Origin of the sequence: Nonomuraea sp. NPDC049480 (assembly GCF_044465905.1) — a bacterium.
In the GTDB taxonomy this organism is placed as follows: domain Bacteria; phylum Actinomycetota; class Actinomycetes; order Streptosporangiales; family Streptosporangiaceae; genus Nonomuraea.
On the sequence record NZ_JBITMD010000017.1, the window covers coordinates 129,916 to 151,841 of the forward strand.

Below are 21,926 nucleotides of genomic sequence, written 5' to 3' on the forward strand. Positions count from 1 at the left end.
GACGGTCGCAGGGCGTCAACTGCCCGGCAGTGCCCGGTAGACCGTGCCCTTACCGCCGAGCCGGGTCGCGAACGCGCTCGCCGGGATGAAGGCCGACTCCCCAGGTCGCAGCGTCAGCCCGTCGGCGCCCAGCCGGGCCTCGCCCTCGATGCACACCATGATCTGCGGCTGGCCGCCCGGCAGCTCGTGCGAGATCTCGCCGTCCAGGTCGTGGCGGCTGAGGGCGAACTCGGGCGCCGGCGGCCGGTAGTGGTGCTCGCCCCGCGCGCCCGGCTCCGCCCGCACCAGATGCGGCTCGCCGGGCGTGAAGTCCACGACCCGCATCAGCTCCGGAACGTCGATGTGCTTGGTGGTGAGCCCGCAGCGCAGCACGTTGTCGGAGTTGGCCATGATCTCCACGCCGATGCCGCCGAGGTAGGCGTGCGGGACGCCGGCCCCCAGATAAAGGGCCTCGCCGGGGAGCAGGTTCACGTGGTTGAGCAGGAGCGCGGCGGCCACGCCCCGGTCGCCGGGGCAGGCCCGCGCGATGTCCGCGTAGACGGCGAGCCCGGGGTCGTCCGTGCCGGCCAGCGCCCGCTCGGCCTCCTGGCGCAGCGGCCGCGCGGCGTCGTCGAGCATCTCGGCGAAGACCACGCGCAGTGCTTCCCCTGGCTCCGCGGTGCGCAGCGTGTCGATCCAGGGCCGCAGGCCCGGCACGCCGAGGCGGCCGAGGAGGGCGGCGGTGGCGGCGGGGGAGCGGAAGCCGCACAACCCGTGGAACGGGGTGACCGCGCACACCATCTCGGGCTTGTGCGAGGCGTCCTTGTACGTGCGGGCGAAGTCGTCGAGGGGGATGCCGCGCGCCGTCTCGTCGGCGAACCCGGCCCGCGCCTGCTCGGTGCTGGGATGGACCTGCAGCGACAGCGGCCGCGCCACGGCCAGGACCTTGAGCAGGTACGGCAGGGCGGGGCCGAAGCGGGCGACGGCCCGCTCGCCGAGCGTGCCGGCGGGGTCGGCGGCGATGAGCCGGTCGAGCGGGGTGCCGCCGGCGATCGACGGCGCGCCGGGGTGGGCGCCCATCCAGAGCTCGGCCTGCGGCTGCCCGGTGGGCTCCGCTCCGAACAGCTCGGGCAGGGCGGTCACCGATCCCCAGTCGTAGGGGCGGATCGTGGTGGCCAGGCGCATGGGGGCGAGCAGGGCGGGCTGTGACACGGCGCAAGACTATCGCGCGGACCTCCGGGAGTGTCGCCGGGCCTGGTACGGAGCCGGGGCGCCTGGATCGGCGGCCTGGCGGGCCCGGGGCCCGAGGACGGCGGGCATGGAGCGGGTGCTGTTGCCCAGCAGCGTGTCCAGCGGGCGCAGTTCCTCCGGCCGGGCGGCGGCCCGGATGCCGGGGAACGCCTCGAACAGGGCCCTCAGCGCCACCTCGGCCTCCAGCCTGGCCAGCGGCGCGCCGAGGCAGAAGTGCGGCCCGTGCCCGAACGCCAGGTGCGGGGCCGGCGGCCGGCTGATGTCGAAGCGGTCCGCGTCCTCGCCGTACTGGCCGGGGTCGCGGCCCGCCGAGGCGAAGCAGGCCAGCACCGGCTCCCCGGCCCGCAGGTGCACGCCGTCGATCTCGACGTCGCGCACGGCGTACCGGAACGGGAAGTAGGCGATCGGCGAGTCCCAGCGCAGCGTCTCCTCCACGGCGGCGGTGAACGGGCACTGGCCCGAGCGCAGCAGGTCGAGCTGCCCCGGCGTGTTGAGCAGGGCGCCGATGGCGTTGGTGATGAGGTTGACCGTGGTGACGTGGCCGGCGATGAACAGCAGGTCGATGGTGGCGAACAGCTCCGTCTCCGACAGCCGCCCGCCGTCCTTCTCACGCAGTGTGATCAGATCCGTGATCAGGTCCTCGCCGGGCGTCCGCCGGCGCTCCTCGATGATCTGGTGGAGCAGCCCGTGCAGAGCCTCGCGTACCTCAGGACCGTCCTCGAGGTCGTTGCTGACCTGGGCGACCGCGTCGGTGAGCTCGTGCAGCCGGTCCTGGTGCCCGCGCGGGATGCCGATCATCTCGGAGATGACCTCGCGCGGCAGCGGGTAGGCGAACTCCCGCCGCAGGTCGACCGGCTCGTCCGGCGGCATGTCCGCGAGCCGGTCGAGCAGCTCGGCGGTGATCGCGGCGATCTTGGGCCGGAGCCGCTCCACCCGGCGCGGGCCGAACCCGGCGGCCAGCGGGGCGCGCAGGCGGCGGTGTTCCTCGCCGTCGGCGTTGAGCATGGAGACGTCGGTGACGATGCGGGTGATCGCGGTCCCCGGCGGGGCGCTGTCGCGGGCCGCCGGGTCCCAGTACTCGATCTCCCTGGTCATGTCGGGATGGGTGAGGACGGTCATCAGCGTCGCGTACCGGGTGGCGGCCCAGGCGTCCACGCCCTCCGTGGTCACGGGCACGAGCGGCCCGGCCCGGCGCAGCCGCTCGTTGTCGGCGTGCAGGTCGCGGGTGGCCGGGTCGAGGATGAAGCGGATCAGCTCGGTCATGGGTCATCCCGTCCGTTGTCTGCCGACCGCCAGCGCGGTCACGTCGATGCCGGGGTCCTGGTCGAGATAGAGATCGCGGACCAGCTCGCCGGCCGCCGGCGCGTTGCACAGGCCGTGGCCGGAGAAGCCGGTCGCGTACAGGAACGCCGGAGGTCCAGGGTGGTGGCCGATGAAGGCGGTGCGATCCGGGCTGGCGTCGCGCAGCCCGGTGACCGCCGGGTGCAGGGCGAGCCCGGCCAGGCTCGGGTACGTCACCGCGACCTGGGCCGCCACCCCGCGCCGCCAGGCCTCCCGGTCGGGACCCGGGTACCCCATGCCGATGAGCAGCCGGTCGCCGCGCACCCGTACCAGCAGCCCGCTGGCGGCGTGCAGGGTGACCGGGATGTCCGGCGTGCCGGGCGGCAGCGGGTCGGTGACCAGCAGCTCCTGCTCGATCGGCTCGATGAACGGCATGTCCACTCCCGCGCTGCGCACCAGTGAGGCCGACCAGGCGCCGGCGGCGCACACGATCGCGTCGGCGGTGATCTCGCCGTCGGCGGTGAAGACGCGGCCGGCCCGCGTGTCCAGCCCGGTGACCGGGCATTCCGTCTGGAGCGTGGCCCCCGCCCGCGCGGCCGCCTCGGCGTACGCCTGGACGATGGCGGTGGTGTCGGAGACGTACGCCTGCGGCGAGTACGCGGCGGCCAGCAGCGGCAGGTCGCCGATGAGCGGGTTGTGCTCCCTGGCCTCCGCCGCGCCGATGAGGCCGACGTCGACGCCTGCCTCCCGCTGGGCGGGCAGGTCGGCCTGGAAGGCCGTGACCTGCTCCGGCTCGGTGAACAGCACCAGGTAACCGACCTGCCGCAGCGGCAGGTCGGTCCCCGGCCTGGCCGGGAAGTCGTGATAGGCCTCGAGGCTGCGCACGGCCAGCGCCGAGCTGACGGGGTTGCCGGCGAAGTACGACCGGACCACGTCGGCGGTTGCGCGGGAGGCGCCGGAGCCGAGCGCGCCGCGTTCCAGCAGCGTCGTCTCGACCCCGGCCTCCGCGAGATGGAAGGCGATCGACAGCCCGATCACGCCGCCGCCGATCACCGCCACACGCGTTGAGCTCATGCCATCGCCTCCACGCGGCGCAGGTTGTCGCCCGCCTGCCACGGGAACAGGTGCAGGTTCCACCCGCCCAGGCAGTTGCAGTAGAGCGCCATGTGCGCCATCGCCGACATGAAGTCGACGTGGCTGTTGAGGCGCTCCAGGTCGTCCATGAGCCGCTTGGTGAAGCCCCACAGCGTGTCCAGGCCGCAGTAGCCGAGGAACTCCGCCGGGGTGTGGGCGAGCTGGCGGGTCATCTGGCGCAGCCACGGCAGCGGCATGCCGTCGATGGCGGCGCGGACGAGGCCGCCGTAGCAGCTGTAGCCGAGCGGGCGGGTCTCGCCGTTGACGAACAGCAGCGTGGTCAGGACCGTCTCGTAGCTGCCGGCCCGCGACGGGATGCGGCCCGCGTGCAGGTCGACCAGCTCGCGCGGCGGATCGAGCCAGATGCGCTCGGTCTCCGCGTGCACCTCGGCGATCAGGTCGTTGAGCTCCGGGTCGCCGACGGGCAGCCGGGGCAGCTTGTGGCCGCCGGGCTGGCCGGCCCGCCGCACCTCGGCGATGACCGGCTCCTTGGTGGTGTAGACCGACCGCCACACCTCGCGGCCGGCCTCGATCAGGGCGTCGAGGTCCTCCGCGACGACCTGCCCGATGGGCGTGGCCGTCATCGGCTCGGTGAGTTCGCCGTACTTGATGCCGAGGTGCTGCAGTCGTGAGCAGAACAGGGTCCCGTCGGGGACGGTGCGCCGGTCCACGCGGTACTCCGCGGGCGCGTGCAGCAGCGAATGGACCGGTGCGACGTGGTACAGATGATGGCCGGCGACCAGGGCGTGGCCCTGCAGGCTGCGGTACGGCAGCGCGTCCCAGAAACACTGGGCCAGGGCCGCGTTGCGCTGGTCGAGTTCGGCGGCCACGGTGATCCCGAGGCCGGGCCAGGCTATTTCCACACGCTTCGATTCGTTCACAATTCGTCACTCTAACGTCACGATTTGTGGTGATTCGGGCGGGGGTGTGTGTTTTACCAGGTCATGACCGCGTCTGGGGGCTTCAGCAGGGCCCAGCTCCGGTCGTCGCCCCAGATCGAGTCCGCGGCCACGTACGGCCGCAGCAGCTCGGTGAGCCCCGCGTCGCCGCGCCCGTTCAACTCGGCCGTGGCGAGCGCTCTGGCCACGCCGGCCAGCACGTCCGCGACCTGGACGCGGGCGTCCAGGTGCGACTCGGCGAGCCGCAGCCCGGCCAGCCCGGGGGCGAGCCGGCGCAGCTCGGCGATCCGCTCATCGGTCAGCGTGGTCTGCCGGTCGTGGACCACGGAAACGGGCCGGCCGTCGCGGCCCCAATGGGCGACGGCGTGCAGGATGCCCGGAATGAGCGGGTCCAGCGACGGGAAGGCCTGCGGGTCGGCCAGCAGCCGGTCGCGGAAGGCGGCGACCCGCGGCCGGGCCGCCCACAGCAGCTCCATGATCTCGCCCGCCGTGCCCTCCGCCCGGCGCAGCTCGCCGACCAGCCGGAACACGTCGTCGACGGCGACGGTGACGCCCTGGCCGTTCTTGGCGCGCAGCAGGTAGTTGAACGCGTCGAGGAAGGCCGCCCACCGCCCGGCCCCGAACGCGCGCGGGCCCTCCCGGTAGAGGGCGACGGCCATGGCCCTGGCCTGCGGATCCAGCCGCAGGCCCGGCACGGGCTCGCCGCCCAGCAGGCCGATGACCTTGCCTGCGACGAGGAACGTCTTGTCGGTCAGGTAGACGTGGACGTGGCCGAGCACCGGCCCGTCCACGCCCAGGAGCCAGCGCAGCGCGACCCGGTGCTTCTCGCGCAGGATGTGGCCGGCTTTGTACTCGGTCACCGGGGACGGCGCGCGGGCACGCAACTCCCGTATGCACGCCTCGGCCGTGGCGAGGTCCATCAGCACGCTGGCGTGCGCGAACACGACGGTGTTGCCGCCGACGAGCTTCTCGCCCTCGGCGCCTGACTCGTCGCACGCGATCTCGAGTGCCTGGCTCACTGCCAGCGAATCTAGCCAAGGCCCGGGCCTCACCGCGAGGGAATTTCCGGTTATAGCGGGAGCTATTGCGAGGTACGGGTGAATTGCTGGTTCTGGCCGCCGTTGCACGGGTACTGCTTGAACTGCACGTCGTTGGCCTGCGACGACGACGGCAGGTCCGCGCACTTGCCCGAGTGCCTGGCCACCAGCCGCACGTAGCCGCCGCCCGCGTCCTGAACCTGCCACTGCTGGTTGTGGCCATTGCCGCAGCCGTACACCTGCAGCGCGGCCCCGTCGGCGGTGCTCACGCCGTCGACGTCCAGGCACTTGCCGGAGTGGCGGGTGACGATCTGCACGTAGCCGCCGCTGACCGACTGGATGCGCCACTGCTGGTTGGTCCCGGAGCCGCAGGTGTACTGGATGACCGGGGCCAGGTTGGCGGTGGAGGCGTTGCGCACGTCGGCGCACTTGCCCGAGTGCCGCACCGCGAGCCGGTCGTAGCCCGAGCCGGTCGCGGTGATCGTACCGGCCGCGGCGTCGATGGTGAGCTCCCGCGCGTACGTCAGGCTCATCGTCGTGTTGCCCGGGAACTGCACCGGCAGCCACACGTACCGGGAGTCGTTGACCGGGCCGCCCCAGGCGCCGGCCCACCGGTCGCCCATGTACAGGTACGACGTGCCGGACGTGCCCTGGACCGGCAGCACGAACGCCGGCTGGGAGCCGTACGTGAGCGAGTCCCCGGCGTTCTGCCAGGCGCTCCACGTGCCGGTGATGCTGGTGGCGGTGGCGTACTTGGCCTGGTTGGGCTGCCAGCCGGTGGCGCCGGAGGTGAGCAGGAAGTACACGCCGTTGCGCTTGAACATCGCGGGGGCCTCACGGTGGTCGCCGTCCCACATGCGCGCCAGCGCGGCCACGTCGGTGTAGCCGGCGGTGAGCCGGTAGACGTGCAGGTCGTAGTTCTGGTCGGCGGCCGAGATCATGTAGCCCGTGCCGTCGGTGTCGACGAACGCGGTGATGTCGCGCGACATGTGCCCGAGCGGCCGGAAGCTGCGCAGGTACGTGTAGGCGCCGTCGACGGTGCTGGAGACCGCCACGGCCGCCCGCGCCTCGCCGTAGTCGCGGCCGTTCTCCTTGTGCATCCACATCACGAACTGGCCGGTGCTCGCGTTGTAGATCACCTTCGGCCGTTCGATGTTGGCGACCTGCAGCTCGGCGTGGCTGGACTGGGTGAGCACGTGGTTGCGGAACTCCCAGGTGCGCAGGTCGGCCGAGCGGTAGGCGGAGACGTAGCGGAAGGTGCCGTCGGCGTTGCGGTTCTCCCCGAACCAGTAGTAGTACGAGCCGGCCTTGACCACTCCGCCGCCGTGGGCGTGCAGCAGGTTGCCGGAGGTGTCGGTGAACGGGGTGCCCACGGGGACGGTGACGGGCGCGGCGGCCGGGGCGGGGGCGGCGGGTAAGAGCGCCAGGCAGAGCCCGGCCAGGAGGGTGAGGACGCGGGACATGGTGTGGCGGCTCCTCTGTCAGGTGACCGGTCACGTCAGACGTTGGTGAAGCGGACGGTAAACGCGGTCAACGGCGACGTCAATCGTGGGCCACCGCCCCGCTCGTCACCGCCGGCGTCGCGTTCTCCGGCCCGTGGGCGGCCACCACGGAGACGCCCGCGCTAGGTGATGTCCCGCCGGAGCGTGATGAGCCGGGCGAGGAGGACGAACGCGGCGACGTACGCGGCGAACAGCAGGCCCCCGCCCCAGGCCGGCAGCAGCGCGCCCGTGTCCGGCCGCAGGCCGCCGAGCGCTCTGGCGGCGCCCGTGGGCAGCCAGCGGAAGACGTCGGGCGCCAGCCACGCCAGCAGGCCGTCGCCGTACATGAACAGCAGGAAGGCCAGCACGATGGCCCCCACCTGGTTCCTGATCAGCGCGCCCAGCGCGACGCCCAGCGGCGCGTACAGCGTGGTGCTCAGCACCGCGCCCACCAGGATGAGCGGCACCTCCGAGGACAGCGCCGGACGCCCGAGTGCGGCCAGCACGGACGCCCCCACGGCCACGGTCATGATCGCCGACAGCACCGCCACGACCAGGCCGATCAGCCCGTACGCGGCCAGTTTCGCGGCCACCACCGCCCCTCTCCCCGGCGTGACCAGGAAGGACCAGGTGATCGTCTGATGCCGGTACTCGCCGGCCATCCCCATGATCCCGAGGACGAGGACCAGCACGTACGCCTGCTGAGCCATCGCATGGACGTTGGCCAGCCTGATCGCGTCGTCGGGAGCCGGCAGGACCGCCTGGAGCACGGCCCACAGGGCGCAGAACACGGGCGCGATGACGACGAGCGTCACCGTGGCACGGCTGGAGCGCGCCTTGAGCAGCTCGGCGCGGACGAGGGAGGTCATCGGGTCGCCTCCAGGTAGAGATCCTCCAGGCCGGCCCCGGACTCCAGGCCGCCGCTCCACCGCAGTCGCCCGCCGCTGATGATGACCACGTGGTCGGCGATCTGCTCGATCTCGGCCAGGATGTGCGTCGAGACCAGGACGCTGTTGCCGTCCAGCGCGTACGCGCGCAGGAACCCGCGCAGCCACCGTATGCCGTCCGGGTCCAGCCCGTTGGCCGGCTCGTCCAGGACGAGCACGGGCGGCGCGCCCAGCAGCGCCGTGGCCAGCGCGAGCCGCTGGCGCATGCCCAGCGAGAACCCGCCGATCCTGCGCCCCTGGACCGCCTCCAGCTCCACCTGCCGGAGCACGTGGCCGACGCGTGAGGCGTCCAGGCCCGCGGCGACGCGGACGGCCTCGAGGTGGTTCCCGGCGGTGAGGCCGGGATGGAAGGCCGTGGCCTCCAGGATCGCGCCGACCCGCTGGAGCGGCCGGTCCAGCCGCCGGTAAGGCAGGCCGTGGACGGTGGCGCTGCCCGCCGTGGGCGTGACCAGGCCGAGGATCATGCGCAGGGTCGTGGTCTTGCCGGCGCCGTTCGGGCCGAGGAAGGCGGTGATCGCGCCGGACGGCACGTCGAACGACAGGTCGTCGACGGCGGTCACCTTGCCGAAGGATTTGCCGAGATGGCTGACGCTGATGGCTGTCATGGTCCTCAGCGTGCGAGAACGACGGCCGCGAGCGCATGGGAGCACGGTACGAGAAGGCGGATCCACCCACGGGTGGATGACGTGCCACCCGTGCCCGGCTAGCGTGACGGCGTGGCCTTCTTCAGGCGTCCCAGGGTCCGCGTCACCTTGGTCACCTTGTTCGTGCTCTACGTCGCCGCCGGGCCGGTCACCTTCGTCGTCTGGCGGCCGAGCCTCGCCGATGCCCTGCTCGCGCTGCCGGTCGCCGCGCTGACGGTGGGCGGCTACCTGATCGCCCTGTGCGGGCAGGCCTCGGACCGCCAGGCCTGGTGGCTGCTGCTCCTCTCGTTGGCCGGTGCCTCGGTCATGCACGTGGCCGCCCCGTACTCCGGCACGTCGTTCTTCTTCGTCGTGATCTTCCTCGCGCCCTTCCGGTTGCGGACGCGCCTCGCCGGTCTCCTGACCACGGTCGACATCCTGGCGTGGCTGCTCGTCTCGTACGCGATCAGCCTCGAGGCGAGCTCCGTCCTGGGGGTCGCGGCCGGGCTGGCGTACTGCGCCGTGCTCGCCTTCCTGCTGCAGCACCTGTCGGTCACGAGGCGGCAGACGGCGGAGGTCGCCGAGGCGCGGGCGCGCGAGGCGGTTCTGTCGGAGCGGGCGCGGCTCGCACGGGAGGTCCACGACATCCTCGCGCACACGCAATCCGCGCAGATCGTGCATTTGGAGGGCGTGCGGCTGCTGCTGAAGGAGGACGGCGACCGCGCGCTGGCGCTCGACCGGGTGGAGCGGGCCGTGCGGCTGGCCAGGTCGAGCCTGGAGGAGACACGCCGGGCCCTCGACGCCCTGCGCGAGGACGCCCTGCCGCTGACCGAACGGCTCGAACGGTTCGCGGCCGAGTTCCAGGCGGCCACGGGAGCACGCTGCGCCCTGTCGGTCGACACGGGTGTCCGGGCGCTGCCCGCCGAGGCCGGCCTCGCGGTGGCCCGCACGGCGCAGGAGGCCCTGACCAACGTGTGCAAGCACGCGCCGGGCGCGTCGGTCTCGGTCGCCGTGCGCCGCCGGGGGCGGTGGTGCGAACTGGTGGTGCGCGACGACGGCGGGCAGCGGGCGGGCACCGCCCCGGCCGGCAACGGCTACGGGCTGGTCGGGATGCGCGAACGGGCCGAACTCCTGGGCGGCTCGCTCAGCGCGAAGGCCGAGGAGAAGGGGTTCGCGGTGGTGCTGCGGGTGCCGGTATGACCGTGCGGGTCCTGGTCGCCGACGACCAGACCGTCGTGCGCGAAGGGCTGATGCTCCTGCTCGGGCTGTTGCCCGGTGTGGAGGTGGTCGGCGCCGCCTCCGACGGTCTGGAGGCCGTCGAGATGACGGCCCGGCTGGCGCCGGACGTCGTGCTCATGGACCTGCGGATGCCCAGGCTCGACGGGGTGGAGGCGACGCGGCGGATCCGCGCGCGGCACCCGGAGGCCGAGGTCGTGGTGCTGTCGACGTACTCCGACGACGCGTCCGTGTTCGCGGCGCTGCGGGCCGGCGCGCGGGGATACCTCACCAAGGACACCGACGCCGAGTCGCTCGCCCGGGCGATCTCCGTCGTCGCGGGCGGCGAGGCGCACTTCGCCCCGCACGTGCAGCGCCGCCTGGCCGAAGCGGTGGCCGACGGCGGCCGGCCGGCGGCCAGGGCCCTGCCCGACGGGCTGACGCAGCGCGAGGCGGAGGTGCTGGGGCTGATCGCCGCGGGCCGGTCCAACGCGGAGATCGCCTCCGAGCTGTTCATCTCCGAGGCCACGGTGAAGAGCCACATCAACAACCTCTTCGCCAAGGCGGGCGTGCGCGATCGCGCCCAGGCCGTGACGTACGCCTTCCACCACGGCCTGGCTCCCACGCGCATGACGTGAGGCGCACGTCCGGCCGAGCGCACGGGGTCGCGGGGCCCGCCCGAGCCGCCTCCCGGCTCGCCTCGACCGGCATCGCCTTCCTGGCAGGAGGTGCAGGCAGGCGGTCGTTAGGCGGGGGAGGCGCCGGGTAGCCGCACTGCTCCAGGGGTGAGCACGAGGGAGTGAATCGCTATGCGCGCGAGAAATACCGGGATGACCGCCGAGGAACGGCGGCCGCGCCTGTCCAGGAGCATCGCCGCGGCCGGGCTCGGCTTCTGCGCGGGGGCCGCCATCGCCTATTTGTTCGATCCGGCGCGGGGACGGTCGCGCCGGGCCCGGAGCCGTGACAAGGCGTCGCACGCGACGCACGAGCTGCGTGACGGCCTCGGCGTCCTCGGCCGGGACCTGACCAACCGCAGCCGTGGCTCGGCCGCGGCCGTGCGCTACCGCGTGGCCGGCCGGTCGGCCGACGACCGGATCCTGTACGAACGCGTCCGCGCGGAGCTCGGCCGCCATGTCAGCCACCCGCACGCGGTGGAGGTCCACGTCCAGGACCGCGTCGTCACGCTCACCGGTGACGTGCTCGCCGCCGAGGAAGAGCGGACCCGCCGGGCGCTGCGCCGCATCCCGGGCGTCAAGCGCGTCGAGGCAGGCTGGGTCACGCACCGCGCCGCCGAGGAGAGCTTCCGGCTGCGGGGAGGCGGGCGGCGCCGCGAGCCGGTGCCGGAGCTGATGCAGGAGCAGTGGTCGCCGACCGCCAGGTTCCTGGCCGGTACGGGCGCCGCCGCCCTGTGGGCCGCGTCGGGCGGGCTGCCCCGGCCCGCCGCGTGGGCGATCCGCGGCGCCGGCGCGGTGCTGGCCGCCCGGGCCGCGACGAACCTGCCGCTGCGCCGCCTGACCGGGGTCAACGCCGGACGGCGCGCCGTCGACATCACCGCCGCCATCACGGTCGACGCGCCCGCGGAGACCATCTGGGCGCTGGTGAGCGACTACTCGGTCTTCCCCCGGTTCATGCCGGACGTGCGCGAGGTGCGCCGCTCCGGCGACGGGCGGACGTCCCACTGGCTGATCAGCGGGCCCGCCGGGGCGCCGATCCGGTTCGACGCGACCGAGACCCGCCGCGAAGAGGGCCGGGAGATCGCATGGCGGTCCGCCGAGGGCGAGCTGATCGCCCACACCGGCGCGCTGCGCCTGACGGAGCAGCCCGACGGCCGGACCCGCGTCCAGGTGCGGCTCACCTACAACCCCGTGACGGGCGCCGCGGGGCACGCCGTGGCCCGGTTGCTCGGCGCGAACCCGGCCCGCAGGCTGCGGCAGGACCTGATGCGCTTGAAGTCGTACGTCGAGAGCGAGCGGCAGCCCGTCGGCCCGCGGGGCGCGTGACGGCGCCGCGTGGGACGGCCAGGCGTTACCGCATGTCACCGGCGGGTATGCGTGTGCCCGGCCCGGGTAGAGGGAGCCGAGGGACGGGAAGGTCCCGTCATCACAATGGGGGAGGTGATGTCCCCAATGACCCGCCAAATGGAGAGCCATCCCGACATCATCCGCATGCGGGAGAGGTACGAGGTGGCCGCGGCCAATCCGGCAGTTCAACTGGCGGACGGGCTGACTCTGCTGGCCGGGCTGTTCCTGGCGCTGTCGCCGTGGATCGTGGGATTCACCAACATAGGGTCGCTCACCATGAACAACCTGGTCACGGGGATAGCCGTGGCGCTGCTGTCGCTGGGCTTCAGCTCGGCGTTCGGCCGCACGTACGGCATCGCCTGGACCGCGCCGCTTCTCGGCGTGTGGACCATCCTGGCCCCGTGGCTGATCAGGGGCGAGGCCGACACGGCCGCGACGATCACCACCAACGTGATCGTCGGTGCGGTCATCGCGATCCTCGGCCTGGTCACGGTCGGCATGGGCATGACGAGAAGGCGGTGAGGAACATGTCCCGGGCCGGATGACCTCCGGCCCGGTCCCTGTCACCGATCCGGCTTCTCGGACTTCTCCGGCTTTTCCGACTTCTCCGCCGAGGGCGACGCCGTCGGCGATGCCGCCGGTGATGCCGCCGGTGATGCCGCCGGTGTTGCCGTGGGTGGTGATGGCTGGGGCGAGGCGCTCGCGGCGGGCGCGGTCGTGTCCGGGGGAGTTCCGACGGAGGTGAACACCAGGACCGCTGTCCCGGCGGCCACCACCACCACGAGGGCGGCGGTGACGTACACGAACCTGCGTACCACTCGCCTGCGCTGCTCCCGCAGCCTGGCCTCCTCGCGCCGCAGTGCGGCGCGCCTGCGCTTGACCTTCCGCTGTGACATGGGCACTCCCGAAAAATCCTCGGGCGTCACCATAGGAGGAAGCGCGTAAGCCCCGGCTAAATGATCAGCCCGCACGCCTCATGTGCCCACCGTGCGGTGGACACGGGCGGAGCGGGTGAATCGCGGGCGGAAGCCGGCGGCGGGCTACCGTTCGATGCTGGCGTTGAAGTGGGCCAGGCCTTCGGCGAAGGAGGCCAGTTCCTCGGGAGTCCAGTCCTTCAGGACCGTGGCCAGGCCGTTGAGCCGGTACTCACGCTCCGCCGCCACCAGCCGCAGGCCTTCTTCGGTGATGCGGAGCTTGCGTGCCATGCCGCCCTCGGGGTCCGGGATGCGCTCGGCCAGACCGCCGCGGAGCAGGACGGCGGTCTGCCGGTTGACGGTGGAGGTGTCGAGGCTGAAGGCCTGCGCCAGCTGGCCGATCGACATCGGCCCTTCGGTCTCGAGCCGCCGGAGCAGGATGTAGCTGCTGCGCTCGAGCCGCCGCTCCTCGGCGGCGGCCATGGCCAGCTCCTTGTACCGGCCGATGAGCATGAGCTCACGCTCGATGTCGGCGATCTCCCTGCGCACGTGTGCCTCCCGTCGGAGGCCAGGATATCCGTCAATCGGGAAATGTGTAAGATACATACCTTATGTATGGTGCACAGTGAGGCGAGACTTGGGGGAACGCATGGGTTCAACGCGCGCCGCGCCGCGCAGTGGAGCGATCATCGGCGTGCTGGCGGCCGCGGGCATCACGGTCTCGCTGATGCAGACCCTGATGGTCCCGCTGATCGCCAGCCTGCCGGCGTTGTTGCACACCACCACAGCCAACGCCTTCTGGGCCATCACCGCCACGCTCCTGGCCGGCGCGGTCGCCATGCCCGTCTCAGGCCGGCTCGGTGACCTGTACGGCAAGCGCCGCGTCATGGTGGTGAGCGCGTTCCTGCTGGCCATCGGCTCCTTCGTGTGCGCACCCGCCGAGTCGCTGATCCCCATGGTCGTCGGCCGCACGCTGCAGGGACTCGGCATGGGGGTGATCCCGCTGGGCATCGCGATCATGCGCGACGTGCTGCCGCCGCAGCGGCTCGGCTCGGCCATCGGCCTGATGAGCTCCTCGCTCGGCGTGGGCGGCGCGCTCGGCCTGCCCGCGGCGGCACTGGTCGCCCAGTACGTCAGCTGGCACGCGCTGTTCTGGGCGGCGGCCGGGCTCGGCCTGCTGATGAGCGTGCTGATCCTGCTGATCGTGCCGGAGTCCCCGGTCAAGTCGCCCGGCCGCTTCGACTTCGTCGGGGCGGCCGGTCTGTCGGCCGGCCTGGTGTTGTTCCTGTTGCCGGTCTCCAAGGGCGCCGAGTGGGGCTGGACGAGCGGTCTCACGCTGGGCATGTTCGCGGCCTCGGCGGCGATCCTGCTCGTGTGGGGATGGTGGGAGCTGCGCACGCCCGCGCCCCTGATCGACCTGCGCACCAGCGTGCGCCGCCAGGTGCTCCTGACGAACCTGGCCTCCATCGTCATCGGCTTCGCCATGTACGCGATGTCGCTGATCACCCCGCAACTGCTGCAACTGCCCGCGGCCACCGGCTACGGTCTGGGCCGGTCGATGGTCGAGGCCGGCCTCTGGATGGCGCCGGCCGGGCTGGTCATGATGGCGATCTCGCCTCTGGCCGCACGCCTGTCGGCGGCCAGGGGGCCCAAGGCGTCGCTGCTGCTCGGCGCGCTCGTCATCGCCTCCGGCTACCTGCTGGCGCTGTTCCTGATGGGGTACGCGTGGGGCGTCCTGATCTTCTCGTGCGTGGTCAGCGCCGGGATCGGCTTCGCCTACGCGGCCATGCCCTCGATCATCATGGGAGCCGTGCCGCGTACCGAGACGGCCGCCGCGAACGGTCTCAACAGCCTGATGCGCGCGATCGGCACGTCCTGCGCCAGCGCGGTCCTCGGCGCGGTCCTGGCCAACATGACGATCAAGCTCGGGCCGGTGACCCTGCCGTCGGAGGCCGGTTTCCGCGCCGGCTTCGTCATCGGCGGTGGCATCGCCCTGGTGGCGGCGCTCATCGTCGTGACCATCCCCGGCCGCCGCGCCGCCGCCCGGGAGGCGGCGGGCACGGCGGCCGACCTCGGCCGGCAGGTCCGCACACCCTGAACCCGCCGTGGTACGGCCAGACAACCGGACAACTCTGTCCGGTTGCTAGCATGGCCGTTGTGCCGGGCTCGCGCCGACCGAACAGAGGACCGAGCGCCGCCGCGGAGAACCGGGCGGCGCTGATCGCCGCTGCGCGGGAGGTCTTCGCGAACGCCGGCTACGCCGCGCCGCTGAGCACGGTCGCCCGCGCGGCCGGAGTCGGCCAGGGCAGCCTCTACCGGCACTTCCCCGACCGCGTCAGCCTCGCCATGGCCGTGTTCGAGGAGAACGTCGCCGAGCTGGAGGCGCTGGTCGCCGAGCCGGACACGACCCTGGCCGACGTGCTGGCCCTCATGACCGAGCAGACCCTCGCCTCGACGGCGTTCATCGACATGGTCGGCACGCCGCCGCTCGACCCCGACCCCCGCATCGTCGGCCTGCGCCGGCGGGTGGCGAGCCTGCTGGCGGGCCCGCTCTCCGACCCGCGCCGCGCGGGCGGCATCCGCGCGGACGTCACGGCGGACGACCTGGTCCTGGTCGTCGGCATGCTCGCCGGTGTGATCGCCAAGATCCCGGCCCCCGAACGGCGCGGGACCGCCGACCGCGTGTGGGCCCTGCTCCGCAAGGGCATCGAGGCCTGACGGCAGCCGATCGCAGGGCGGTCCGGACGTGCGCCCGGCCCGGCGGCCACGGAGATGCCGTGTCGATCGGGCAAGATCGAGAACGTACGGTTCCGTTCATTGAGAATTCATCGGGGACGCTGACTGATCTCCGCACGCGGGGTACGAGGACCCGCATGCTCGGACACATCACTCGTTCCCTGCGCCGCGTGGCGGGCGTCGTCGGCGCTCTCGGCGGACGCTCCACGTGGCGGTATCCGGGTCGTATCCACCTGGAACTGCTGTGCCGCCCGGTTCATGAGGCCGAGATCGAGAGCAGGCTGCAGGCGGTGCCCGGAGTCCTGTGGGCGCGCGTCAACGTGCCGCTGGGCCGGGCCATCGTCGCGCTGGACGACCCGCCGGCCGAGACCGGCGAACTGATGAGGGCGCTGGACGAGGCGGAGGCCAAGGGCGAGTCGCGGGTGCCGGGGGAGCCGCCGCCCGGGCTGGTCCTGGCGGCGGACGTGGGCGGCATCGTGGCGACCGGCGTGGAGTGGCTGGTACGCCGCACCCCGCTGCCTGCCGAGGCCGCCGGCCTGCTCTCGCTGGTCGACAACCTGCCCCGGCTGCGCGAGGCGATCGACGACGCGATCCCCCTGCCCGCGCTGAAGACATGGCTGCCCGTGGCGAGCGCCGCCGTCCAAGGGCTGGCGCCCGGTATGACAGGGCTGGCGGTCGACCTGGCGCAGCGGGTGGTACAGGTGCGCGAGGGCAGGGCCGCCGACGAGGCGTGGCGGGCGGCCCAGGAGAGCCTGACCGGGACACCGGAGCAGGCCGCCGCGTCCGAGATCCCCCGGCAGCGTCCGGTCGCCCTGCCGCCCGGCCCGGCCGAGCGGTACGCCGACCAGTTACTCACAGGGGCGCCCCTCGGCGGGGTGGCGGGCGCACTGCTGACCATGAACGCGCGGCGCGGCCTGCAGACGATGATGATCTGCACTCCCAAGGCGGCGTTCGCGGGGCGAGAGACGTTCGCGGCCGAGCTCGGGACCATGCTGTCGCGCCAGGGCGTGGTGATCGTGGACCGCAGGGCGTTGCGGCGGCTCGACCGCATCGACACGGTGGTGTTCGACGAGGAGGTGCTGCTGTCGCCGCGCAGCGTGATCGCCGAGGTGACGCCGGTGGACGGAGCCGACCACGAGGAGGTCGCCACCTGGCTCTACCGGCTCTTCGACCCCGACCGGCCACGCGCCGCCCGGCAGGACGGCCCGTGGCGGCTGCGCGCCCGCGGCGCCAAGCTCACCTTGACCCGCGACGGTGACAAGCAGGCGACCGCCGTGACGACCCGCCAACGCTCACCTGACGGCGAGGCCGCCGTCGCCGCCACCCGCGCGGCGGGACTGCGCGTGGTCGTAGGTCCGGGCGTGGACGCCGGACAGGTGCGGCGGCTGCAGGCCGAAGGAGCAGGCGTCCTGCTGGTGTCCGCGGACGGCCACGCCCTGGCTCAGGCCGACTGCGGGGTCGGTGTGCCGCCCGTGTCCGCGGACGGCCGGACGGCGGCGCGCTCCGGCCACGGAGCAGGCGTTCCATCGCACGACTCGCCGCGAGGCGACGCGCCGTCGCCGAGCGTCCCCTGGGGTGCCCACATGCTGCTCGGAGACGGCCTCGGCCCGGTGGTGGGGCTGGTCGCGGCGGTGCCGGTGGCGCGCGAGGTGGCCGACGGCGGGGTACGGCTGGCTCGCGCCGGTACGGGAGTCGGCGCGCTGCTGGCCCTCGTCTCACCCGCCGCACGATCGGCCGCCCATGCCTTGACCGCGGTCCACATGACGACCGGCCTGTCGATGAGTCACGGTGCCTGGCGCGCCTGGCGTATCCGGCGCACTCCCGCCCGCGCTGCGGCGGACGCGCGCCCGTGGCACGCGATGCCGGTCGAGGCGGTGCTGCGCGAACTGGACACGGGCCCCGAAGGCTTGAGCGCGGCGGAGGCGGACCGGCGGCGAAGACCGGCCACTGCCGGCAGACGATCGTCGCTGCTGCGCGAGACGGGGGCGGAGCTGGCCAACCCGTTCACGCCCGTGCTCGCGGCCGGGGCGGCGGGCTCGGCCGCGGTCGGCTCGCTTGTGGACGCCGTCCTGGTGGCGGGCGTCATGGGGCTGTCGGCGCTGGCCGGCGGCGTGCAACGGCGGGCCGCCGCACGTACGCTGTCCGACCTGGCCCGCCACGTACGTGTCCCCGCCCGGGTTCTGCGCGACGGGACGGAACGCGACACCGACGCCCGCGACCTGGTACCCGGCGACATGGTCGTGCTCTCGGCCGGTCAGGTGGTGCCCGCCGACTGCCGGATCACGGCGGCGGAGGGGCTGGAGGCCGACGAGTCGGCGCTGACAGGCGAATCCCTGCCCGTGGCCAAGAACGCCGCGCCGGGGTTCGCCCGCGAGGTGGCCGAGCGCGGCTCGATGCTGTACGAGAGCACCTCGATCGCCGCCGGCACCGCCAGGGCCGTGGTGGTGGCCGTGGGTGAGGACACGGAGGCGGGACGCGCCATGGCCGCCGCCGGGGAGCGGGTCCCGCGCAGCGGCGTGGCCGACCGGCTGGCCGAGATCACCCGGGCCACCGCGCCGATCGCGCTCGGCGCGGCGGCGGCCGTGACGCTGGCCGGCCTGGTCCGCGGCCGCCCCTTGCGCCAGTCGCTCGGCGAGGGCGTCAACCTCGCCGTGGCCTCCGTGCCCGAAGGGCTTCCGCTCCTGGTCAGCGCGGCCCAGCTGGGGGCGACCCGCCGCCTGTCAGCGCACGGCGTACACGTACGCGATCCGCGCACCATCGAGGCGCTCGGCCGGGTCGAGGTGCTGTGCTTCGACAAGACCGGCACGCTCACCGCCGGCGAGATCCGGCTGGCCCGCGTCTGCGACGCCCGCCGCGAGGCACCCGTGCGGGAGCTCGGCGATCTCGGCGCGGTCCTGGCCGCCGGCCTGCGGGCGACGCCCGGCGAGGACGGCGACGGCGAGCACAGTCACCTGACCGACGCGGCCGTCGCCGCGGGCGCAGAGGCGGCCGGAGTGACCCGGCGTACGGGGGCGCGCGGCTGGCGCGAGCTGGTGGCGCTGCCGTTCGAGCCGTCCAGGGGCTTCCACGCCACTCTCGGCCGCACCGGCAGGTCGCGGCTGCTCAGCGTCAAAGGAGCGCCGGAGACCGTGCTGCCGCGCTGCGCCCGCGTACGCGTGGACGGCGCGGAACACCCCCTCGACGACAAGGAGCAGCGCCGCATCGAGGAACGCGTCGAGCGCCTGGCCGCCTCCGGCCACCGGGTGCTGGCGGTGGCCGAGCACCGGACGACGGCGGAAGAGCTCGACGACGGCGACGTGACCGGCCTGACGTTCGTCGGGCTGCTCGGCCTGGCCGACGCGGTGCGCCACGCCGCCAGCCCCGCCGTGAGCCGCCTGCGCGAGGCCGGCGTGCAGATCGTCATGCTCACCGGCGACCACCCCAGCACGGCGGCGGCCATCGCCGCCGAGCTGCTCGCCGGCGAGCAGCGCGTGCTCACCGGCGCCGAGCTGGACGACCTGGACGACGCGCGATTGGACGAGCGGCTGACGTCCGCCGACGTCGTGGCCCGCTGCACGCCGGAGCAGAAGGTCCGGGTGGTGCGGGCGTTCCAGCGGCTCGGCAAGGTCGTCGCGATGACGGGCGACGGCGCCAACGACGCCGCCGGCATCCGGCTGGCCGACGTCGGCATCGCGCTGGGCGGCACCGGGACCCCGGCCGCGCGGGCCGCCGCCGACCTGGTCGTGAGCGACGACCGGCTGGAGACCATCGTGTCGGCTCTGGCCGAGGGCCGCGCCATGTGGGCCTCGGTTCGCGAGGCGCTGGCCATCCTGGTGGGCGGCAATCTGGGCGAGATCGGCTTCACCCTGCTCGGCGCGGTCGCCGGCGGCGCCTCCCCGCTGTCGGCCCGGCAGCTGCTGCTGGTCAACCTGCTCACCGACCTGGCGCCCGCGCTGGCCATCGCGCTGCGCGCGCCCTCGCCAGAGGAGACGGCGAACCTGCTGCAGGAGGGTCCCGAGAGCTCGCTGGGCCGGGCGCTCGACCGCGACATCGCCCGGCGGGCCGTCGTCACGGCGTTCGGCGCCGGGCTCGCCTGGACGCTGAGCCGGTACACCGGGACGGCGGCGCGGGCGCGTACGGTCGGGCTGGTCGCCCTGGTCGGCACCCAGCTGGCGCAGACGCTGCAGGCTGCGGGACGGGACCGTACCGTGCTGGCCAGCGCGCTCGGCTCGGCGGCGGCTCTGGCCGCGATCGTCCAGACGCCCGGCGTCAGCCACTTCTTCGGCTCCACGCCGCTGGGACCGGTGGCCTGGTCGACGGCCATCGGGGCCGTGGCCGTCGCGCTGATCTGCGACCGGGTCGCCGAGCGTCCGCTGAACAGGATCCTGGACAGACTCGGTCTTGTCGGGTGAACGCGGCGAGCGGATCTGCGAACGATCCGCCCGTCGCGCCGCACCTCTGCTCAGTTGTAGGGATTGTCGTAGTCGGCCCAGTCAGTGTCCTGCTGGTACTGGTTCTGGTTGTTGAACCACCCGGCGACCACCTCGAGGCGGACTGTCGTCACGGCGCTGCCGTGATCCCTCTGCTCGGAGTGCAGGGTCAGCGTCTGGCACCCGGATTCGGACGCCGAGCCGGTCTGGGGCGGGCCGTACGAGAATGATCTATTGATTCTGACCCAGAGGTTCGGTGCGGGGTAGCTGTGCTGCCAGCACAGCCGCAGCGAGTATGTCAGCTTCTCGGCCGTAAACGGACCGAGCTTGCAGCTCCTCGCCGTCGATGGCTTCGACGGTCCGGTCCGCGTCAGGCAGCGTGACTCACTGCCCAGCCCGTCTCACCGCGTGAGGCGATGTTCCGGGCTGCGTTGACGTCGGCGTGCTCAGCGAAACTGTGAGGTGTAGGCCGCATTGCCGCCGGACGGACTCTAGGAAAGCGTTTTCCCGCCCGTCAACACAGACCTCGGACCGCGCCCGGCGGTCGTGGGCATCGGTGCTGGTCGAGGCATGACAGGCTGGTTTTCTGGCGGTGAAACTTTTCAGTGGTGCCCCGCGCGTCCCAGAGCCGCCTGGCGCGGACGTAGTACCCGGGTTCGCGGCCGGTGGGCGGAGGCTCAGTCAGGCGACACCTTGAAACGGGTCAGCACTCTCCTGCCGTCCGTCATGAAGATCTCGAACCTGTCCTCGCCGGCCGCGTGGGCCGGCGAGACGGACGCGAAGGCGAGTTCGTCGTCCCCGTCGCCGTCATAGTCGCCCGCCGCCAGTGGCATGGCCTGGGTCAGGCCGTGGACCCCGTCGCCGGGACGCAGGCCGGCTGAGCTGCCCCAGGAGATGCGGGTCGAATCGTAGCGGGGGTGCGCCCCGCCGAATGCGAGGTCGTCGCGGCCGTCACCGTTGAAGTCGCCGGAGACCGCCGGGCCTTTGGTGCCCTTGAACGTCTTCGTACGGCCGTCCCCGTAGTAGACGGTCAGGGTCTTCGAGACCGAGGGGGCCTCGGTCTCGTAGCCCGGCTCGTCGTTGCGGCTGCCGTCGTCGCCGACCGCCACGTCCCTGCTGCCGTCGCCGTCGAAGTCGCCGAACACGGCCGCCATTCCCTTGGTGAGCTTGTACCCCTGCTTGGACAGCCCGCCGGGCCCGGCTTCGAGCAGCCAGCCGGAGGTCTGCTCTCCGTCGTCGCGCTCGAACACGATCAGCCCGGTCGCGCGCCGCCCCTTGATCTTGTCCACGGTGATCCGCCAGAACTCGTCGCCGGTCGGCGACTCCTGGACGATCTGGCGGCTCGAAACTCCCTCGCGGCTGAACGGGCCGTACAAGATCATCAGGGTCGCGTCGCCTTGGCCGACTGCGGGCGGCCTGGACACCGCCACGTCGGCGTTGCCGTCCCCGTCGAAGTCACCGGCCGCGGCCCGGTTCGCCGCCACGTTGCTCTCCATGGGCAGCGGCATGCGGGTCGGAAGCGTCGTGGCGTCGATGCCGCGCGGGCCGCCCCAGAAGATGTGCGGGCGCATGTCCTCGTGGGTGTTCGGCCGGCCGTATCCCACGATGTCCCCGAAGCCGTCGCCGTCGAGGTCGGCTCTGCTACTCGGGCCGATCAGCCAGGGATAGAACATGTCCGGCGGGACGATCGTCTTCTTCCGCTGGTCGAGGCCCCGGGGTGAGCCGTAGACGGCGGCGAGGTAGTGCAGGTTCTTACTGGGCAGGCCCACCTCGACGATCAGGTCGGCCCGGCCGTCGCCGTTGAGGTCGTCGGCGCGTCGCTTGTCCTTGGCCGCACGAGGCGTGGACGTTGGCGGCGCGGCGGTCGTGGGAGCGGAGGAAGCCGTGGGTGTGGGCGGTTGCGGGGTCGTCCGCGGCCCGGTCGCGGGCCTCGGCTCGTTGCCGCAGGCCGCCGGCACGAGGCTCAATGCCACGCAGATCATCATCCTTAACGGCACAG

Annotated in this window: 18 protein-coding genes; 7 read left to right on the plus strand and 11 right to left on the minus strand. The window is 73.0% G+C overall.

Annotated features, from left to right (window positions below):
- Nucleotides 1–15 precede the first annotated feature (15 nt).
- The 8 genes from manA to ACIBX3_RS38715 form a co-directional block, all read right to left on the minus strand.
- Nucleotides 16–1,191 carry a mannose-6-phosphate isomerase, class I gene (gene manA / locus ACIBX3_RS38680; RefSeq protein ID WP_397125506.1) on the minus strand — a complete coding sequence of 392 codons (1,176 nt, stop codon included), beginning with the start codon at nt 1,189–1,191 and terminating at the stop codon, nt 16–18.
- Between the two features lie 9 nt (nt 1,192–1,200).
- Nucleotides 1,201–2,493 (minus strand): cytochrome P450, encoded by a 1,293-nt coding sequence (locus ACIBX3_RS38685; RefSeq protein ID WP_397125507.1) that lies wholly within the window; start codon nt 2,491–2,493, stop codon nt 1,201–1,203.
- 3 nt (nt 2,494–2,496) lie between these two features.
- Nucleotides 2,497–3,585: an NAD(P)/FAD-dependent oxidoreductase gene (locus ACIBX3_RS38690; RefSeq protein WP_397125508.1), complete on the minus strand. Its 1,089-nt coding sequence runs from the start codon at nt 3,583–3,585 to the stop codon at nt 2,497–2,499.
- Nucleotides 3,582–4,526 (minus strand): hypothetical protein, encoded by a 945-nt coding sequence (locus ACIBX3_RS38695; RefSeq protein WP_397125509.1) that lies wholly within the window; start codon nt 4,524–4,526, stop codon nt 3,582–3,584. Before ACIBX3_RS38695 ends, ACIBX3_RS38690 begins: the two co-directional genes overlap by 4 nt.
- Nucleotides 4,527–4,579: 53 nt before the next feature.
- Nucleotides 4,580–5,563 (minus strand): hypothetical protein, encoded by a 984-nt coding sequence (locus ACIBX3_RS38700; RefSeq protein ID WP_397125510.1) that lies wholly within the window; start codon nt 5,561–5,563, stop codon nt 4,580–4,582.
- Between the two features lie 62 nt (nt 5,564–5,625).
- Complete coding sequence (locus tag ACIBX3_RS38705) at nt 5,626–7,044, minus strand: RICIN domain-containing protein (protein ID WP_397125511.1); 1,419 nt, start codon at nt 7,042–7,044, stop codon at nt 5,626–5,628.
- Between the two features lie 161 nt (nt 7,045–7,205).
- Nucleotides 7,206–7,931: an ABC transporter permease gene (locus ACIBX3_RS38710; protein ID WP_397125512.1), complete on the minus strand. Its 726-nt coding sequence runs from the start codon at nt 7,929–7,931 to the stop codon at nt 7,206–7,208.
- On the minus strand, nt 7,928–8,614 hold the full coding sequence (locus tag ACIBX3_RS38715) for an ABC transporter ATP-binding protein (protein WP_397125513.1): 687 nt from the start codon (nt 8,612–8,614) through the stop codon (nt 7,928–7,930). The genes ACIBX3_RS38710 and ACIBX3_RS38715 overlap by 4 nt, the downstream gene beginning before the upstream one ends.
- Nucleotides 8,615–8,725: 111 nt before the next feature.
- On the opposite strand from ACIBX3_RS38715, the gene ACIBX3_RS38720 reads away from it, so the two are divergent.
- The 4 genes from ACIBX3_RS38720 (at nt 8,726) to ACIBX3_RS38735 (ending at nt 12,390) form a co-directional block, all read left to right on the plus strand.
- The gene (locus ACIBX3_RS38720) at nt 8,726–9,832 is read left to right on the plus strand and encodes a sensor histidine kinase (RefSeq protein WP_397125514.1); all 1,107 of its coding nucleotides are present in this window, start codon (nt 8,726–8,728) and stop codon (nt 9,830–9,832) included.
- A complete protein-coding gene (locus ACIBX3_RS38725) occupies nt 9,829–10,485 on the plus strand; it encodes a response regulator (RefSeq protein WP_397125515.1) in 657 nt (218 codons plus the stop codon). The genes ACIBX3_RS38720 and ACIBX3_RS38725 overlap by 4 nt, the downstream gene beginning before the upstream one ends.
- Nucleotides 10,486–10,656: 171 nt before the next feature.
- Nucleotides 10,657–11,847 (plus strand): SRPBCC family protein, encoded by a 1,191-nt coding sequence (locus ACIBX3_RS38730; protein ID WP_397125516.1) that lies wholly within the window; start codon nt 10,657–10,659, stop codon nt 11,845–11,847.
- Nucleotides 11,848–11,973: 126 nt separating this feature from the next.
- Nucleotides 11,974–12,390 carry an SPW repeat protein gene (locus ACIBX3_RS38735; protein ID WP_397125517.1) on the plus strand — a complete coding sequence of 139 codons (417 nt, stop codon included), beginning with the start codon at nt 11,974–11,976 and terminating at the stop codon, nt 12,388–12,390.
- A gap of 41 nt (nt 12,391–12,431) precedes the next feature.
- On the opposite strand, the gene ACIBX3_RS38740 is transcribed toward ACIBX3_RS38735, so the two are convergent.
- Nucleotides 12,432–12,764: a hypothetical protein gene (locus ACIBX3_RS38740; protein WP_397125518.1), complete on the minus strand. Its 333-nt coding sequence runs from the start codon at nt 12,762–12,764 to the stop codon at nt 12,432–12,434.
- Between the two features lie 144 nt (nt 12,765–12,908).
- A complete protein-coding gene (locus ACIBX3_RS38745; protein WP_397125519.1) occupies nt 12,909–13,331 on the minus strand; it encodes a MarR family winged helix-turn-helix transcriptional regulator in 423 nt (140 codons plus the stop codon).
- Between the two features lie 100 nt (nt 13,332–13,431).
- Here ACIBX3_RS38745 and ACIBX3_RS38750 point away from each other — a divergent pair, with 100 nt between their 5' ends.
- The 3 genes from ACIBX3_RS38750 (at nt 13,432) to ACIBX3_RS38760 (ending at nt 19,909) form a co-directional block, all read left to right on the plus strand.
- Complete coding sequence (locus ACIBX3_RS38750) at nt 13,432–14,880, plus strand: MFS transporter (protein ID WP_397125520.1); 1,449 nt, start codon at nt 13,432–13,434, stop codon at nt 14,878–14,880.
- 50 nt (nt 14,881–14,930) lie between these two features.
- Nucleotides 14,931–15,500 carry a TetR family transcriptional regulator gene (locus ACIBX3_RS38755; RefSeq protein ID WP_397125521.1) on the plus strand — a complete coding sequence of 190 codons (570 nt, stop codon included), beginning with the start codon at nt 14,931–14,933 and terminating at the stop codon, nt 15,498–15,500.
- Between the two features lie 155 nt (nt 15,501–15,655).
- Nucleotides 15,656–19,909, plus strand: a complete 4,254-nt coding sequence (locus tag ACIBX3_RS38760) for an HAD-IC family P-type ATPase (protein WP_397125522.1) — start codon at nt 15,656–15,658, stop codon at nt 19,907–19,909.
- Between the two features lie 695 nt (nt 19,910–20,604).
- Here ACIBX3_RS38760 and ACIBX3_RS38765 read toward each other — a convergent pair.
- Nucleotides 20,605–21,900, minus strand: a complete 1,296-nt coding sequence (locus tag ACIBX3_RS38765) for an FG-GAP repeat domain-containing protein (RefSeq protein ID WP_397125523.1) — start codon at nt 21,898–21,900, stop codon at nt 20,605–20,607.
- Between the last annotated feature and the right edge of the window lie 26 nt (nt 21,901–21,926).

What these genes read in the sequence shown, in the direction of transcription:
- ACIBX3_RS38735 (WP_397125517.1), top strand. Translation starts at nt 11,974, where the DNA reads ATGACCCGCCAAATGGAGAGCCATCCCGACATCATCCGCATGCGGGAG.
- ACIBX3_RS38760 (WP_397125522.1), top strand. Translation starts at nt 15,656, where the DNA reads ATGCTCGGACACATCACTCGTTCCCTGCGCCGCGTGGCGGGCGTCGTC.
- ACIBX3_RS38715 (WP_397125513.1), bottom strand. Translation starts at nt 8,614, where the DNA reads ATGACAGCCATCAGCGTCAGCCATCTCGGCAAATCCTTCGGCAAGGTG.
- ACIBX3_RS38710 (WP_397125512.1), bottom strand. Translation starts at nt 7,931, where the DNA reads ATGACCTCCCTCGTCCGCGCCGAGCTGCTCAAGGCGCGCTCCAGCCGT.
- ACIBX3_RS38690 (WP_397125508.1), bottom strand. Translation starts at nt 3,585, where the DNA reads ATGAGCTCAACGCGTGTGGCGGTGATCGGCGGCGGCGTGATCGGGCTG.
- ACIBX3_RS38705 (WP_397125511.1), bottom strand. Translation starts at nt 7,044, where the DNA reads ATGTCCCGCGTCCTCACCCTCCTGGCCGGGCTCTGCCTGGCGCTCTTA.
- ACIBX3_RS38740 (WP_397125518.1), bottom strand. Translation starts at nt 12,764, where the DNA reads ATGTCACAGCGGAAGGTCAAGCGCAGGCGCGCCGCACTGCGGCGCGAG.
- ACIBX3_RS38755 (WP_397125521.1), top strand. Translation starts at nt 14,931, where the DNA reads ATGGCCGTTGTGCCGGGCTCGCGCCGACCGAACAGAGGACCGAGCGCC.
- ACIBX3_RS38730 (WP_397125516.1), top strand. Translation starts at nt 10,657, where the DNA reads ATGCGCGCGAGAAATACCGGGATGACCGCCGAGGAACGGCGGCCGCGC.
- ACIBX3_RS38725 (WP_397125515.1), top strand. Translation starts at nt 9,829, where the DNA reads ATGACCGTGCGGGTCCTGGTCGCCGACGACCAGACCGTCGTGCGCGAA.
- ACIBX3_RS38685 (WP_397125507.1), bottom strand. Translation starts at nt 2,493, where the DNA reads ATGACCGAGCTGATCCGCTTCATCCTCGACCCGGCCACCCGCGACCTG.
- ACIBX3_RS38750 (WP_397125520.1), top strand. Translation starts at nt 13,432, where the DNA reads ATGGGTTCAACGCGCGCCGCGCCGCGCAGTGGAGCGATCATCGGCGTG.